The sequence below is a fragment of the Micromonospora yongxingensis genome, from assembly GCF_052601155.1.
In genome coordinates, this window is sequence record NZ_JBQXEO010000008.1 from 232,334 (window position 1) to 246,325 (window position 13,992).

The 13,992-nt window shown below is 73.2% G+C and carries 14 protein-coding genes; 12 read left to right on the plus strand and 2 right to left on the minus strand.

Annotation, left to right across the window (positions count from 1 at the left end):
• The first annotated feature begins 89 nt into the window (after positions 1-89).
• The 8 genes from egtA to ACTWLT_RS13155 all read left to right on the plus strand — a co-directional run bounded on the left by egtA (position 90) and on the right by ACTWLT_RS13155 (position 6,181).
• Positions 90-1,325 (plus strand): ergothioneine biosynthesis glutamate--cysteine ligase EgtA, encoded by a 1,236-nt coding sequence (egtA, locus tag ACTWLT_RS13120; protein WP_445318626.1) that lies wholly within the window; start codon positions 90-92, stop codon positions 1,323-1,325.
• Positions 1,322-2,659: an ergothioneine biosynthesis protein EgtB gene (gene egtB, locus ACTWLT_RS13125; protein ID WP_445318627.1), complete on the plus strand. Its 1,338-nt coding sequence runs from the start codon at positions 1,322-1,324 to the stop codon at positions 2,657-2,659. Before egtA ends, egtB begins: the two co-directional genes overlap by 4 nt.
• Before the next feature lie 31 nt (positions 2,660-2,690).
• On the plus strand, positions 2,691-3,437 hold the full coding sequence (gene egtC / locus ACTWLT_RS13130) for an ergothioneine biosynthesis protein EgtC (protein ID WP_445318628.1): 747 nt from the start codon (positions 2,691-2,693) through the stop codon (positions 3,435-3,437).
• Between the two features lie 49 nt (positions 3,438-3,486).
• On the plus strand, positions 3,487-4,452 hold the full coding sequence (egtD, locus tag ACTWLT_RS13135; protein ID WP_445318629.1) for an L-histidine N(alpha)-methyltransferase: 966 nt from the start codon (positions 3,487-3,489) through the stop codon (positions 4,450-4,452).
• 216 nt (positions 4,453-4,668) lie between these two features.
• Complete coding sequence (locus tag ACTWLT_RS13140) at positions 4,669-5,256, plus strand: TMEM165/GDT1 family protein (protein WP_252415687.1); 588 nt, start codon at positions 4,669-4,671, stop codon at positions 5,254-5,256.
• Between the two features lie 39 nt (positions 5,257-5,295).
• Complete coding sequence (locus ACTWLT_RS13145; protein ID WP_445318630.1) at positions 5,296-5,658, plus strand: DUF1622 domain-containing protein; 363 nt, start codon at positions 5,296-5,298, stop codon at positions 5,656-5,658.
• The gene (locus ACTWLT_RS13150) at positions 5,655-5,987 is read left to right on the plus strand and encodes a hypothetical protein (protein ID WP_445318631.1); all 333 of its coding nucleotides are present in this window, start codon (positions 5,655-5,657) and stop codon (positions 5,985-5,987) included. Before ACTWLT_RS13145 ends, ACTWLT_RS13150 begins: the two co-directional genes overlap by 4 nt.
• The gene (locus ACTWLT_RS13155; protein WP_210908361.1) at positions 5,984-6,181 is read left to right on the plus strand and encodes a hypothetical protein; all 198 of its coding nucleotides are present in this window, start codon (positions 5,984-5,986) and stop codon (positions 6,179-6,181) included. Before ACTWLT_RS13150 ends, ACTWLT_RS13155 begins: the two co-directional genes overlap by 4 nt.
• 14 nt (positions 6,182-6,195) lie before the next feature.
• Here the strand turns inward: ACTWLT_RS13155 and nhaA are convergent, their stop codons facing one another.
• A complete protein-coding gene (gene nhaA / locus ACTWLT_RS13160; RefSeq protein ID WP_445318632.1) occupies positions 6,196-7,560 on the minus strand; it encodes a Na+/H+ antiporter NhaA in 1,365 nt (454 codons plus the stop codon).
• A 340-nt stretch (positions 7,561-7,900) separates the two neighbouring features.
• Here nhaA and ACTWLT_RS13165 point away from each other — a divergent pair, with 340 nt between their 5' ends.
• Positions 7,901-9,361 (plus strand): tyrosine-protein kinase domain-containing protein, encoded by a 1,461-nt coding sequence (locus ACTWLT_RS13165; protein WP_445318633.1) that lies wholly within the window; start codon positions 7,901-7,903, stop codon positions 9,359-9,361.
• Here the strand turns inward: ACTWLT_RS13165 and ACTWLT_RS13170 are convergent.
• Positions 9,342-9,896, minus strand: a complete 555-nt coding sequence (locus ACTWLT_RS13170) for an arsenate reductase/protein-tyrosine-phosphatase family protein (RefSeq protein ID WP_445318634.1) — start codon at positions 9,894-9,896, stop codon at positions 9,342-9,344. The two genes, ACTWLT_RS13165 and ACTWLT_RS13170, sit on opposite strands and share 20 nt — an antisense overlap.
• 168 nt (positions 9,897-10,064) lie before the next feature.
• Here ACTWLT_RS13170 and ACTWLT_RS13175 point away from each other — a divergent pair, with 168 nt between their 5' ends.
• From ACTWLT_RS13175 to ACTWLT_RS13185, 3 genes are all read left to right on the plus strand, one after another.
• Positions 10,065-11,312, plus strand: a complete 1,248-nt coding sequence (locus ACTWLT_RS13175) for a glycosyltransferase family 4 protein (RefSeq protein WP_445318635.1) — start codon at positions 10,065-10,067, stop codon at positions 11,310-11,312.
• A 100-nt stretch (positions 11,313-11,412) separates the two neighbouring features.
• Positions 11,413-13,200, plus strand: coding sequence for a DUF4012 domain-containing protein (locus ACTWLT_RS13180; RefSeq protein WP_445318636.1), 1,788 nt, complete (start codon positions 11,413-11,415; stop codon positions 13,198-13,200).
• 13 nt (positions 13,201-13,213) lie between these two features.
• On the plus strand, positions 13,214-13,846 hold the full coding sequence (locus tag ACTWLT_RS13185) for a hypothetical protein (RefSeq protein WP_445318637.1): 633 nt from the start codon (positions 13,214-13,216) through the stop codon (positions 13,844-13,846).
• Positions 13,847-13,992: the final 146 nt, after the last annotated feature.

The following is a 13,992-nucleotide window of genomic DNA, read 5'->3' on the forward strand; positions in this document are numbered from 1 at the left end:
GCGCCGTCGACGCCCCCGACGGTGTCGGTGGGTGGGTTTACGGTGGCACAGTGTTCCGGAGCCGGCGCACGGAGAGGGGGCCCCGACCGGTGGTGACGTCACCCGAGTTGGACCGCAGCGCCATTCTGCGAGAGTCCGCCGCCGCAGGCAGGCACCTCGCCCGGATCTGCTTCAAGACCGGCCCACCCACCCGCACGGGCGTCGAACTGGAATGGACCGTGCACGACGTCGCCGATCCCGCCCGCCCGGTCGACCCGGCGAGGCTGCGGGCGGCGCTGGGGCGACACAGCCCCGTCACGCTGGACGCCACGAGCCCGGCCGAGCCGCTGCGACACGGCGGCACGGTGACGGTGGAGCCGGGCGGCCAGTTGGAGATCTCCACCCCGCCGGGCCCCTCGGTCGCCGCGTTGATCCAGGCCACCGAGGCCGACATCGCCCAGGTCACCGACCTGCTGGCCGCCGGTGGGCTGATCCTCGGTCGCAGCGGCATCGACCCGCACCGCCGGCCACGTCCCGTGGTGGACACCCCCCGCTACCGCGCGATGCGCGGCGCCTTCGACCGGCGTGGTCCGGCCGGCCGGACGATGATGTACAGCACCGCCGGCCTGCAGGTGTGCCTCGACGCCGGCGAGCCGGACCAGGTGGCGGCGCGGTGGGCCGCAGCCCACGCGGTCGGCCCGCCACTGCTGGCCACGTTCGCCTCCGCCACCCGGCACGCCGGGCGGCGCACCGGCTGGGCCTCCGCCCGGATGGCCGCCTGGCTGGCCATCGACCCGGCCCGCACCCGACCGGTCTGGGCGGCCGGCCGCCCCAACGAGGACCCGACCGCCGCCTGGATCCGGTACGTGCTCGGCGCGCCGCTGCTCTGCCTGCGTCGACACGGCCCGGACTGGACCGCGCCGCCCGGCGTCACCTTCGCCGACTGGCTTGACGGCGCGCTGCCCCGCCCGCCCACCACCGACGACCTCGACTACCACGTCAGCACCCTCTTTCCGCCGGTGCGACCGCGCGGTTACCTGGAGCTGCGCTACCTGGACGCCCAGCCCGGCCGCGCCTGGCGCCTTCCGCTGGCGGTGCTGACCGCCCTGTTCGCCGACCCGGGCACCGTGCGCACGGCGTACGCCATCGCCGCGCCGGTGGCACACCGCTGGTCGAGCGCCGCCCGGCACGGCCTGGCCGACCCGGCGCTGGCCGCCGCCGCGGCGGCACTGCTCGATCTGGCCCTGACCACCCTGCCCCGGCTGGAGCTGCCGGCCGGCATCCACGACGAGATCCAGCGAGGCGTACGGCGGCGGCTGACCGCCGCGGAGAGGGGCGACCGATGACCGCGAGCACGACGGAGCACGTCGACGGGGAGCAGTTGCGCGGCAGGATCGCGGCGGAGCTGGCGCGGGCCCGGTCCCGCACGGCGCTGCTGACCGAGGTGGTCGACGACGCCGACCTGATGCGCCAGCACTCGCCGCTGATGTCGCCGCTGGTCTGGGACTTGGCGCACGTCGGCAATCAGGAGGAGCTCTGGCTGGTCCGCGACGTCGGGGGCCGCGAGCCGGTCCGGTGCGACATCGACGAGCTGTACGACGCGTTCAAGCAGCCGCGACGGGACCGCCCCGCGTTGCCCCTGCTGGCACCCGCCGAGGCGCGCGCCTACCTGGGCACCGTGCGGGACAAGGTGCACGACCTGCTCGACGCGATGACCTTCACCGAGCGGCCGCTGGTCGCCGACGGGTTCGCCTTCGGCATGATCGTCCAGCACGAACAGCAGCACGACGAGACGATGCTCGCCACCCACCAGCTGCGCTCCGGGCCGGCGGTGCTGCACGCCCCGCCTCCGCCGGAGCCGCCCGCCCCGGTCGGTGGGGAGGTTCTCGTGCCTGCCGGCCCGTTCACGATGGGCACCGACACCGACCCGTGGGCGCTGGACAACGAGCGCCCCGCGCACCGCGTCGACCTGCCCGCGTACGTCATCGACGCCGCCCCGGTCACCAACGGGCAGTACGAGGCCTTCATCGCCGACGGCGGTTACTCCGAGCCCCGCTGGTGGAGCGCCGCGGGTTGGGCGCACCGGGTCCAGGAGCAGCTCAGCGCGCCGATGCACTGGCGCCGTGACGGCGACGGCTGGGTTTACCGGCGGTTCGGCCGGTGGGATCGGGTGCGCGCCGACGAGCCGGTGGTGCACGTGTGCTGGTACGAGGCGCAGGCGTACGCGGCGTGGGCGGGCAGGCGGCTGCCGACCGAGGCGGAGTGGGAGAAGGCCGCCCGCTGGGACCCGGCGACGGGGCGGTCCCGCCGCTACCCGTGGGGCGACGACGACCCGACCGACGTGCACGCCAACCTCGACCAACGTCACCTGCGGCCCGCCCCGGTGGGGGCGTACCCGGCCGGTGTCTCACCGCTGGGCGTGCACCAGCTCATCGGCGACGTCTGGGAATGGACCTCGACCACCTTCGGCGGGCATCCGGGCTTCGCGGCGTTCCCCTACCGGGAATACTCGGAGGTCTTCTTCGGCGACGACTACCGGGTGCTGCGCGGTGGCTCGTTCGGCACGGACCGGTCGGCCTGCCGGGGCACGTTCCGCAACTGGGACTATCCGATCCGACGGCAGATCTTCAGCGGTTTCCGCTGCGCCCGCGACGCCCGCCCGGACGAGTCGCACCGGTGAGCCCCGGCGGGTCGGCGGGCGGGGTCCGCTGATGTGTCGTCACCTGGCCTACCTGGGGCCGCCGGTCACGCTGGCCGAGCTGCTGTTCGACCCCCCGTACTCGCTGCTGCGGCAGTCCTGGGCGCCCCGCGACATGCGCGGCGGCGGCACGATCAACGCCGACGGGTTCGGCGTCGGCTGGTATCCGGGTGACGGGGAGCCGGTGCGCTACCGGCGGGCGCAGCCGATCTGGAGCGACCCGACCATCGCCCAGCTCGCGGCGGTGACCCGCGCCGGCGCGGTGCTCGCCGCGGTCCGCTCGGCCACCGTCGGGATGGCGGTGCTCGACGGCGCTGCCGCGCCGTTCGCCGAGGGACGGTGGCTGTTCAGCCACAACGGGGTGGTGCGCGGCTGGCCGGACAGCGTGGTGCCGCTCGCGGCCGGGCTGCCGGTGCGCGACCTGCTCACCCTGGACGCGGCCACCGACTCGGCGCTGCTCTGGGCGCTGGTCCGGCAGCGGCTGCGCGCGGGCGCCGATCCGGCCGAGGCGGTCGCTCAGACGGTGGCGGACGTCGCCGCGGCGGCCCCGGGGTCACGGCTCAACCTGCTGCTCACCGACGGGCACCGGATGGTCGCCAGCGTGGCGGGGCACGCGCTGTCGGTGCGCGCGGCGGCGGGCAGCGTGCTGCTCGTCTCGGAGCCGCACGACGACGACCCCGGGTGGCGGCCGGTGCCGGAGGGGCACGTGGTCACCGCCACCGCGGGCGAGGTGCGGGTGAGCCCGCTGCCGACGCGGTGAGCCGCACCGGTCGGGCACGCAACGGTTGATCGAGCAGAGAGGAACACCGATGACGGCGGAGCCGCTGGAGATCTACCTCGAGGAGCGCGACCTGGAGCGGGGTCTGCGCCAGGACGTTCGGGCCGGGCTGAGCGCGGAGCAGAAGTGGCTCCCACCGAAGTGGTTCTACGACGCCCGGGGCAGCGAGCTGTTCGAGGCGATCACCCGGTTGCCCGAGTACTACCCGACCCGGGCGGAGCGGGCCGTGCTGGCCGAGCACGCGCCCGACGTCGCGGCGCTGACCAGGGCCAAGACCCTGATCGAGCTGGGCTCCGGCTCGTCGGAGAAGACACGTCTGCTGCTGGACGCCTTCACCCGTCAGGGCGGGTTGGGCACCTTCGTTCCGCTGGACGTGTCGGTCAGCGCGCTGCTGGGCTCCACGGCGGAGATCGCCGCCGACTATCCGGGGCTGCGCGTCCGCGGCATCGTCGGGGACTTCACCCGCCAGTTGGACCGGCTGCCGACCGGCGGTCGCCGGCTGGTGGTGTTCCTCGGCGGCACCATCGGCAATCTCCTGCCCGCCGAGCGGGCCGGCTTCCTGGCCGAGATGCGCGCCGCGCTGGAGGTCAACGACTGGCTGCTGCTCGGCACCGACCTGGTGAAGGACCCGTCGGTGATCGTGCCGGCGTACGACGACGCGGCCGGGGTGACGGCGGAGTTCAACCGCAACGTGCTGCACGTGATCAACCGGGAGTTGGGCGCCGACTTCGACCCGGAGGCGTTCGACCATGTCGCCCTCTGGGACCCGGCCCACGAGTGGATCGAGATGCGGCTGCGGGCGACCCGGCCGATGCGGGTGCGGGTGCTGGACCTGACCGTCGAGTTCGCCGCGGGGGAGGACCTGCGCACCGAGGTGTCGGCGAAGTTCCGCCCGGCGGGGGTCGCCGCCGAGTTGGCGACGGCGGGCTTCACAGCGACGGAGTTCTGGACCGATCCGGACGGGCTGTTCGGCGTCACGCTGGCCCAGGCCCGGTGAGCCTGTTCACCCGTCCCGGCCGGCCCGACCGATGATCGGTTAGGCTGGTCGCGCGAAGGGGAGTAGCCCCCAATGTCGTGGTCGACATACTGGTGCGTTCCGCACCCGGCCACGCGGCCCCGGTCTCCGGGGCGGGCGAGACCTTCGACTCAGGCTGTGTAGCCGGGTCGAGGGCGCCTCTTTCCCTCCTCCCGGCGTGAGAACGGGAAGGACGTCATGGAGGGATTCTTCGCCGCGCTGGTCGTCAGCTTCGGCGTCATCTTCGTCGCGGAGCTGGGGGACAAGAGTCAGCTGATGGCGCTGACCTTCGCCACCCGGTTCCGGACGATGCCGGTGCTGATCGGCATCACCGTCGCCACGGCGGTGGTGCATCTGGCGTCGGTCGCCATCGGCACGGGTCTCGGCGCGGTGCTGCCCACCGACTGGATCTCCCTGGTGGCCGGCCTGGCGTTCCTGGGCTTCGGCGCGTGGACCCTGCGCGGTGACACGCTCACCGAGGAGGAGAAGCGCAAGGCCGAGAAGACCAGCAAGACGGCGATCGTCGCGGTGTCGGTGGCGTTCTTCCTGGCGGAGCTGGGCGACAAGACGATGCTCGCCACGATCACCCTGGCCACCAAGTACGGCTGGTTCGGCACCTGGCTCGGCTCCACGGTCGGCATGGTGGCCGCGGACGCGTTGGCCATCCTGGTCGGCCGGCTGCTCGGCCGCCGGCTGCCGGAGAAGACCATCAGGTACGGCGCGGCGGTGCTGTTCGCCATCTCCGGGCTCTGGTTGATCCTGGAGGCGGTGAGCGAGCTGACCTGATCGCCGACTACCCGCGTCGGTGGCGGGTAACGGCTCCGGGTGGAGGCGGCCGAACTGCTGCGCCAGGGTGACGAGGTGCTGGTCGCCGTGGTGGAGGTCGCCGGTGCCCTGGTCATCTTCGTCGGCGCGGTCTGGGCGGCGGTGCGGTTCGTGGTCGAGGGGCTGCGACACCGCACCGCCGCGGTCTTCACCCCGATCCGGCTCTCCCTCGGCCGGTTCCTGACCCTCGGCCTGGAGTTCCAGCTGGCGGCCGACGTCCTGCGAACCGCGGTGTCCCCGTCGTTCGACCAGATCGGCCAGTTGGCCGCGATCGCCACCATCCGGACGGCGCTGAACTACTTCCTGGGCCGGGAGATCCGTCAGGAGCAGCGGCAGGTCGTCGAGGGGGAGCAGCGGACGTGATCGGCGCGCTGGTGACCGCGGTGACCGCGCTGGCCCTCGTCGTCGGTGTGGTCACCGTGCTGAGCACCGGGGGAGGCCGTACCGCCATCCGGGTGCTGTTGGACCTGCTGATCGCTGCCGGTCTGCTCCGGCTCGTCGGCGATCCGGGCTGGAACGGGCTGGCCGGCGCTGCGGCGATCATCGCGCTGCGGCAGCTTCTCTGGGCGGCGCTGGGCGCCGCGCCGTCGTGGTCACGCCGACAATCCCCGCCGCCCTGCGCCGGGGACGATCACCACCTACCGTTGTCGGTACGAGGCGAAACCGGCGCGAGCGGGAGGACGACCACATGAGCAGGCACGACGAACCGAACGAGTACGGCTTCGCCGGCGGTGCCACCGCTCCTGAGCCGCAGCCCGGCGGGAAGCCCGACGAGCAGGACCTGGCCGAGGAGGTGGCGGTGCCCGGTGACGACCTCACCGAGCCGGCGGCCGAGGCGCTGTCCGAGGAGACCGAGGAGCGCCGGCCCGCCGAACGGGGCCGCTGACCGGCCGGCGGAGGTCAGCCGTCGGCTTTCCGCTGGTAGACGTCGGGCACGCCGTCGCCGTCGGCGTCCAGCAGCTCCCGCTCCGCCACCCGGCGGTACACGGCGTTGCGGCGGGCGAGCACGGTGGCGGCCAGCCCGGCGGAGATCACCGAGCCGGCGAGCACGGCGGCCTTGACCCGGTCGTCGGCCGTGCTCCCGGCGCCGAACGCCAGGTCACCGATCAGCAGTGACACGGTGAAACCGACGCCGGCCAGCAGTGCGATTCCGAGCAGATCGGCCCAGCCGATGTCCTCGTCCAGTTGGGCGCGGGTGAACCGGGCCAGCAGGTAGGTCGATCCGAAGATGCCGATGCTCTTGCCGAACACCAGGGCGGCAACGATGGCGATCACCACGGGGTCGGTCACCAGGGCGCCCAGGTCGGTGCCGCGCAGCGTGACCCCGGCCGCGAACAGCGCGAAGACCGGCACCGCGAACCCGGCCGACACCGGCCTCCAACGGTGCTCGAGGTGCTCGGCGAGCCCGCCGCCGTTGCCGTTGGGCGGCCGGTCGTCGGTCGCCGGGGCGCCGGCCCGGCGGCGGCCGGCCAGGACCGGCACGGTGAAGCCGAGCAGGACACCCGCCACCGTCGCGTGCACGCCGGAGGCGTGCACGAGGGCCCAGGCGGCGACCGCGAGCGGGATCAGGGCCCACCACCAGGTACGCCCGCGCTGGACCAGCAGGGCGAAGAGCCCGATCGGCGCCAGCGCGGCGAGCAGCGGCACGGGGTGGAAGTCGGCGGTGTAGAAGACCGCGATGATGGTGATCGCGAACAGGTCGTCGACCACGGCGAGGGTGAGCAGGAAGGCGCGCAGGCCCTGGGGCAGGTGCGAGCTGACCACCGCGAGCACCGCGAGGGCGAAGGCGATGTCGGTGGCGGTGGGGATCGCCCAGCCGCGCAGCCCTTCCCCGCCCGCCGTCACCACGACCGCCACGTAGATCAGCGCGGGCATCAGCATGCCGCCGAGGGCGGCGACGACCGGCAGCGCTGCGCGCCGCGGGTCACGTAGTTCCCCGGCGACGAACTCCCGCTTGAGTTCCAGCCCCACCACGAAGAAGAAGACGGCCAGCAGGCCGTCCGCGGCCCAGGTGGCGACATCCAGGTCGAGGTGCCAGCGCGCGCCGCCGGGCCAGGGCACCCACTCGCCGAGCCGGGTGTACGAGTCGACCCACGGGGAGTTCGCCCAGATCAGTGCCAGCGCGGCCCCGAGCAGCAGCAGGGCGCCACCGACTGTCTCGGTACGCAGCACGTCGGCCAGGTGGCGGGCCTCGGGCCAGGACGATCGAGTGAAGAGCCGGACCGTCGGCCGGGACCGGTCGGGGGGCGGGGTGCGGTCGGTCATCGGTGGCGCTCACCTCGGGTTGTCGGGACGGCAGGAATCCACTCGCCGACCAGACTTCCCGGCACACCGTTGCCGACCCTATCCGGGCCCGGCTGTCGCGGCGACCGCAGGGGCGGTCGAACGCCGCCCGATCAGCCGTCGACTTTTCCCCGATGTCACCGCTGCCGAATGGACGTTTGTCGGGTTGGTCATTGGGGCGCGCCACTCGTCGCCGCCGAAAACACATAACTCCGGACATAAGCCGTATGAGCCGGTTTAATGGTTTCACGAGTTTACAGACGACCTTGGGGGTTTTCGTGAAGTTCTTTGGCGTAACCGGACCGGCACGGAGGCGCTCCTGATGGACCTGCTCCGCCACATGCGCCACGTGCGTCGGCACTGGTGGGTCGCCCTGGTCACCGTCATGGTGGCCCTGGGCGTCTCGGCGTTCCTGACCGTACGGGCCCAACCCCGGTACGTCGCCTCGGTGACGTTCTTCGTCACCACCCCCAACCAGGGCGTCACCGACGCCTATCAGGGTGGGCTCTTCCTTCAGCAGCGCGTCAAGTCGTACGCCGATCTGCTCAACAGCGACCGCCTCGCGCAGAGCGTGGTGGCGGAGAACCCGGTCGGGCTCACCGCCGACGAGGTGCAGCGGCGGGTGAGCACCTCCACCGAGGCGGGCACCGTCCTGCTGCGCGCGTCGGTCACCGACACCGACCAGACCCGCGCGTTGCGGGTGACGGAGACCCTCGCCGCGAAGTTCGTCGAGCTCGTGCAGAAGGTCGAGACACCGCCCGAGGGCAAGGCACCGATCAAGATCGAGGTGGTCAGCGGCCCGCGGGTCAGCGCCAGCCCCGTCTCACCACGGCCGGTGCAGAACCTCACTCTCGGCGGCCTGATCGGCCTGGTGCTCGGCGTCGGCCTGGCGATCCTGCGTGGCGTGGCCGACGTCCGGCTGCGCGACGCCGCCGGACTGCAGAGGGCCACCGGCAGCCCGCTGCTCGGTGAGATCCCGTTCGAGAGCAACGCCCGCTCCGCGCCGCTGATCATCGGCGACGCCGCGACCTCGGCGCGCGCCGAGGCCGTCCGCAAGCTGCGTACCAACCTGCGTTTCGTGGACGTGCACGAGCCGGCCCGCGTCATCGCCGTGACCAGCGCGCTGCAGGGCGAGGGCAAGACCACGCTCTCCTGCAACCTGGCCATCGCGCTGGCCGAGGCGGGTTGGCGCGTGCTGCTCGTCGACGCGGACCTGCGGCGTCCCAAGGTCGACGAGTACCTGGGCATGGACGCCGGGGTCGGCCTCACCGACGTGCTGGTCGGCGACGTCCAGGTCGGTGACGTGGTCCAGCGCTGGGGGGACAAGTCCCTCCTGGTGCTGCCGAGCGGCTCCGCCCCGCCGAACCCGAGCGAGCTGCTCGGCTCCAAGGCGATGGCGGACCTGCTGCTGGCCCTGCGCGAGTCGGCGGACATCGTGATCATCGACACCGCGCCGCTGCTCGCGGTGACCGACGGCGTGGTGGTGGCCGTGCAGGCCGACGGTGCGCTGCTGGTGACCCAGCAGGGCCGCACCTCGCGGACCCAGGTGGCCGCGGCGGCCCGATCGCTGCACTCGGTCTCGGTCCGGCTGCTCGGCTGCGTGCTGAACATGGCCAAGGTCGCCAAGGCCGAGGCGTACCAGTACGAGGCCTACCGGGTGGTCGCCAACACGGCCACGCCGTCGGTGCCGACCGACCGGGCCACGTCCGCCCGGCACGGCGAGGGCACCGGGGTCAACGGCGTCAGCGACCGCACCCAGGAACTCACCCGGTTGCCCCGATGAGCGCGGCGAGGGGTCGCAGCGAACGTTCGATCTCCTCGGCGCAGCGTCGGAAGTCGGCGGCGGTCCCGCCGATCGGGTCCCGTAGGTCGTCCGCGTCCGGGGCGGCGGGTTGCAGCCGCCCCCGGGCGCGGGCGGCGGCGGCGATCGCCGCCCGCAGCGGGTCGTCGGCCACCTCGGCGGGCGGTTCGGCCGCGGCGGCCAGCCGGCCGAACTGGCGCAGGGTGAACGTCCGGTGCAGGGCGGCCGGCGCCAGCGCCGTGCAGACCGAGCGCTGGCGCCGGGTCGCGGTCAGCACCAGCGTCGCGTCGGCCAGGTACTCGGGCCGCAGCCCCCGGCTGCGGAACTCCGCCGCGTCCGCGCCGCTCTCGACCGCGATCTCCATGGCGTACGGGTGCATGCCCAGCCCGTCCACGGCGTCGGTGCCGGCACTGGCCACGATGACCGGCCGATCGGCCAGCATCCGGCGCGCCAGGTACTCGGCCATCGGCGATCGGCACAGGTTGGCGTGGCAGACGAACAGCACGCGGTCGGCCATCGGGACCCCTCTCGTCGGTGCGGACGCGGGTGGCCGCACCGCGAGGGCGGTGCGTCGACGCCGGTGGCCGCGCAGGGAGGGGTTGTCGGAATCGTACGCGGGCCGGGTGCCCGCCCGCCGTGGTGCCGCGCCGACGGACGCCGATCCGCGGTGGACGGCGGTGGCCCCGTGAAGATCGGCATCCTGTCGTACCACTTTCCGCCCGAACCGGCGTTCATCCCCGGCAGTCTCGCCGAGGAGCTGGCCGCGCGCGGGCACGAGGTCCGGGTGCTCACCGGGTTCCCCGACTACCCCGGCGGCCACGTCTACCCCGGTTGGCGGCAGCGTTGGCACCACGAGACAAACAGCCGGCGGCTGACCGTGCGGCGGGTCCCGCGGTACTCCGGTCGCCCCGGGTCCACCGGCGTCCGGGTGGCCAGCTACCTCTCCTTCGCCGGCAGCGCGACGCTGGCCGCACGTCGGTACCTGGGCGACGTGGACGCGCTCTACGTCTTCCAACTGCCCGCCACCACGTTCGCCACCGCCGGGGTGCTCCGGCTGCTGCCGCGGGTGCCGGCGGTGCTGCACGTTCAGGACGTCTGGGCGCGCGACGGTGCCGACGAGACGGGCGACGGGCGCTGGGCGGCGCGGATGGGCACCGCGATGGCCCGGATCTTCCGGTCGGCCGCGCGGATCGCCGTTGCCGCACCGTCCATGCGGGACCTGGTGGTCGCCGCTGGCGCTGACCCGGCCCGGGTCCGGCTGGTTCTCAACTGGACCGACGAGCGGATCTTCCACCCGGCGACGCCGGGCGCGGCGGCCCGCCAGCTGGTTCGCCGCGACGCGCGGTGCGTGGTGATGCACGCCGGCACGATCGGCCCCCGGCAGGGTTTGGAGACGGCGGTACGGGCCGCCGCGGCGCTGGACCGGACGATGGAACTGGTCCTGGTCGGCTCGGGCGCGGACGAGCGGCGGGTGCGGGGGCTCGCCGCCGAGCTGGGCGCCGAGAACGTCCGCTTCCTGGAGCGGCGGTCCCCGGTCGACATGCCCGAGCTGTACGCCGCTGCCGACTACCAGCTGATCATGCTGCGCGACCTGCCGGAGCTGCGCGGCATGGTGCCCGGCAAGTTGCAGGCCGCGCTCTCCTGCGCCGCACCGGTCGTGGCCTCGGCCGGCGGGGACACCGCCGAGCTGGTCGAACGCGCTCGGGCCGGGCTCTCCTGCCCTCCGGAGGACTGGGCCGCGCTGGCTGACCGGTTCTGGTTGGCCGCGACGATCCCCCCGCCGGCGCGGGCGGAGATGGGTCGCCGGGGCCGGGAGGCGTACCTGCGGGAGATGTCGTTGCCGGCCGGCGTGGACCGGGTGGAGCGGCTGCTGCACGAGGCGGCAGGTCCGGTCCCGGAGGCCGCCGCCGAACCGCGAGGCAACCTCGCGTAACGGACAACAATCGCTATAACGGTACGAGCTTCGCCGATGCGTGCTAAGAACATCAGGGATATCGGACCTTCTGTCCGATTCCAGGGAACGGGAGTGTGGTGTGACGGAGGAGAGCGAACGTCCGCGCCGGCGGCGGAGCCGGTCCCGGCGCCGTCGGCGGGCCCGACTGCGCCGCGCGCTCCTGGGTGCCCTGGTGGTCGGCTCGCTGCTGCTGGCGACGGGCGGGTGGATCGGCTTCCGCGGCTGGCAGGCGCGGGCTCACCTGCTCAACGCCGCCGGACTGGCACGGGAGCTGAGCGCGCAGGTGGTCGGCGGGGACAGCGATCGTGCCCTGCGGACACTCGCGGCCCTCCAGGAGCAGTCCGGCGCGGCGCGGGCCGCGACCGCCGACCCGGGTTGGCGGCTCGCTGGACGTACCCCCATCGCCGGCGACGACGTCGACGCGGTCGGGCGGATCGCCGTGGCCATCGACGAGCTGGCCCGACAGGCGTTTCCGACGCTGCTGCGCACCGACCTGACCAGCCTGGTGCCCACCGGGGGCCGGTTGGACCTGGACCGGCTCACCGCGGTCTCCGGCGAGCTGTCCCGGGTGGACGACTCGGTGCAGCGCATCCGCAGTGACCTGGCCGCGGTGCCCGCCGACCGGCTGGTCAGCCAGATCCGGCAGGCGCTGACCGACCTGCGGGGCGAGATCGACCGACTCGCCAGCCTCACCTCGGCCGCCGACCAGGGCTCCCGGCTGCTGCCGCCGCTGCTCGGCGCCAACGGGCCACGGCGGTACCTGCTCGTCTCGCAGAACCCCGCCGAGCTGCGCGCCACCGGTGGCATGTTCGGCGCGTACGCGATGATCGAGGCCGACAAGGGTTCGGTCCGGATGGGCAAGCAGGGCAGCAGCGCCTCCCTCGGCCAGTTCAACCCGCCGTTGAAGCTTCCCGCCGAGACCAGGGCACTCTGGACCGACCTGCCCGGCATGTATCCCGCCGACGTCAACCTGACCCCGCACTTCCCGACGGCCGCCGCGCTGTACCGGGAGATGTTCCGCCGCAAGACCGGCACCACCGTGGACGGTGTGCTCGCCGTCGACCCGGTCGTGCTGTCCTACCTGCTCAAGGCGACCGGCCCGGTGCTGGTGCCCGGCGGCGTCCCGCTGTCCAGCGAGAAGGTCGTGCAGACCCTGCTCAACGAGACCTACCAGCGGTTGGACGTCAAGCAGCAGGACACGTTCTTCGCGGCGTCCGCAGCCGCGGTGTTCGACGCCTTCTTCAAGAAGAATGTCAACCCGAAGGTGTTGTTGTCCGCATTTGACCGTGCTATCACGGAACGCCGGATATTGTTCTGGAGTGCCCGACCGGAGGAACAGCGGACAATCGGCGACAGCCGGTTGGCCGGGACGCTTCCGGAACAGGACACCGTGCCGACGGTCGGCGTGTTCCTCAACGACGGCAGCGGCGCGAAGCTCGGCTACTACCTGCGGCCGACGGCGAATCTCACGGTCGGCGAATGCCAACCCGACGGTCGCCGCGAGCTTCGGCTGCGGGTGACTCTGCGCTCGACGGCGCCGAAGTCCGGACTCAGCGAGTCGGTCCTCGGCCTCGGCATGGCCGGAGACCCGTACACCATGCGCACATTGGTGTCGATCTTCAGCCCGGCGGGCGGGAGCGTGCTCGACGCTCGTCTCGACGGCACGGAGATCGCAATGGGCACCGGCACCGAACGCCGTCGCCAGGTCGCCACGGCCAACGTCGAGGCGAGCCCCGGGGCCGAACGGGCTCTGGAGGTCACCCTGTTGACCGCCAAGACCGGCGCCGGGCAGGCCGAGCTGTGGCTGACCCCCACCGCCAGCCCTTGGACCACCCAAGTTCATTCCGCACCAAGCTGTGACCAGTAGGAGGGAACCAATCATGCGGCTATCCCGCATCATCATGGCGCTCACGGTCGGCCTGGCCGTGGTGGCCGTGCCGACCGCGGCGGGGGCGGCACAGCCGCAGCCGCAGCCGTCGCCGACGATCACGGACACGCCTCAGCCACCGCCGTACGTGCCCGCACCCCCGTCGCTGACCGTCAACCGGCCGACGATCTTCCTCGGCGAGACGGTCGTGCTGACCGGCACCAACTTCGGTCCGAACGAGACCGTCGACATCACCGTGTCGGTCACGCCGCTGGCCGCCCCGGCTGCCGGCCAGGTGCCGGCCCGCCGCAGCGACGGCAGCACCGTGGCCATGGCTCCGGTGGCGTACCAGGCGAGTGCGCCGCTCAGCTTCACGGCGCGCACCAACTCCCAGGGCCGGTTCACCAAGAGCTACCGGCCGTCGGTGACGGGTCTGCTGACCTTCACCGCCACCGGCCGGGAGTCCGGCCGGACCGCCACCGCCGAGCTGCGGGTGCTGCACAAGAAGCAGCCGCTGCCCGTCACCGGTGACAGCCTGGGTACGCCCATGAAGCTCGGCGGTGGCCTGGTCGGCGCCGGCGCGATCATGCTGCTGCTGACCCTGGCCTGGCGTCGCCGCCAGCGCTTCGGTGGGGCCGCGCACTGATCCGCACCACCACCGGGCAGGGCCCGGTCGCACCGCAAGCTGGCGCCCGTCGGAGCACTCCGACGGGCGCCAGCCTGTGTGCCCGGTGAACGGCGGCGGGGCGGCTGTTGTGCCGGGTGCGTGGGGGTGGGGTGGGGGGGGGGGGG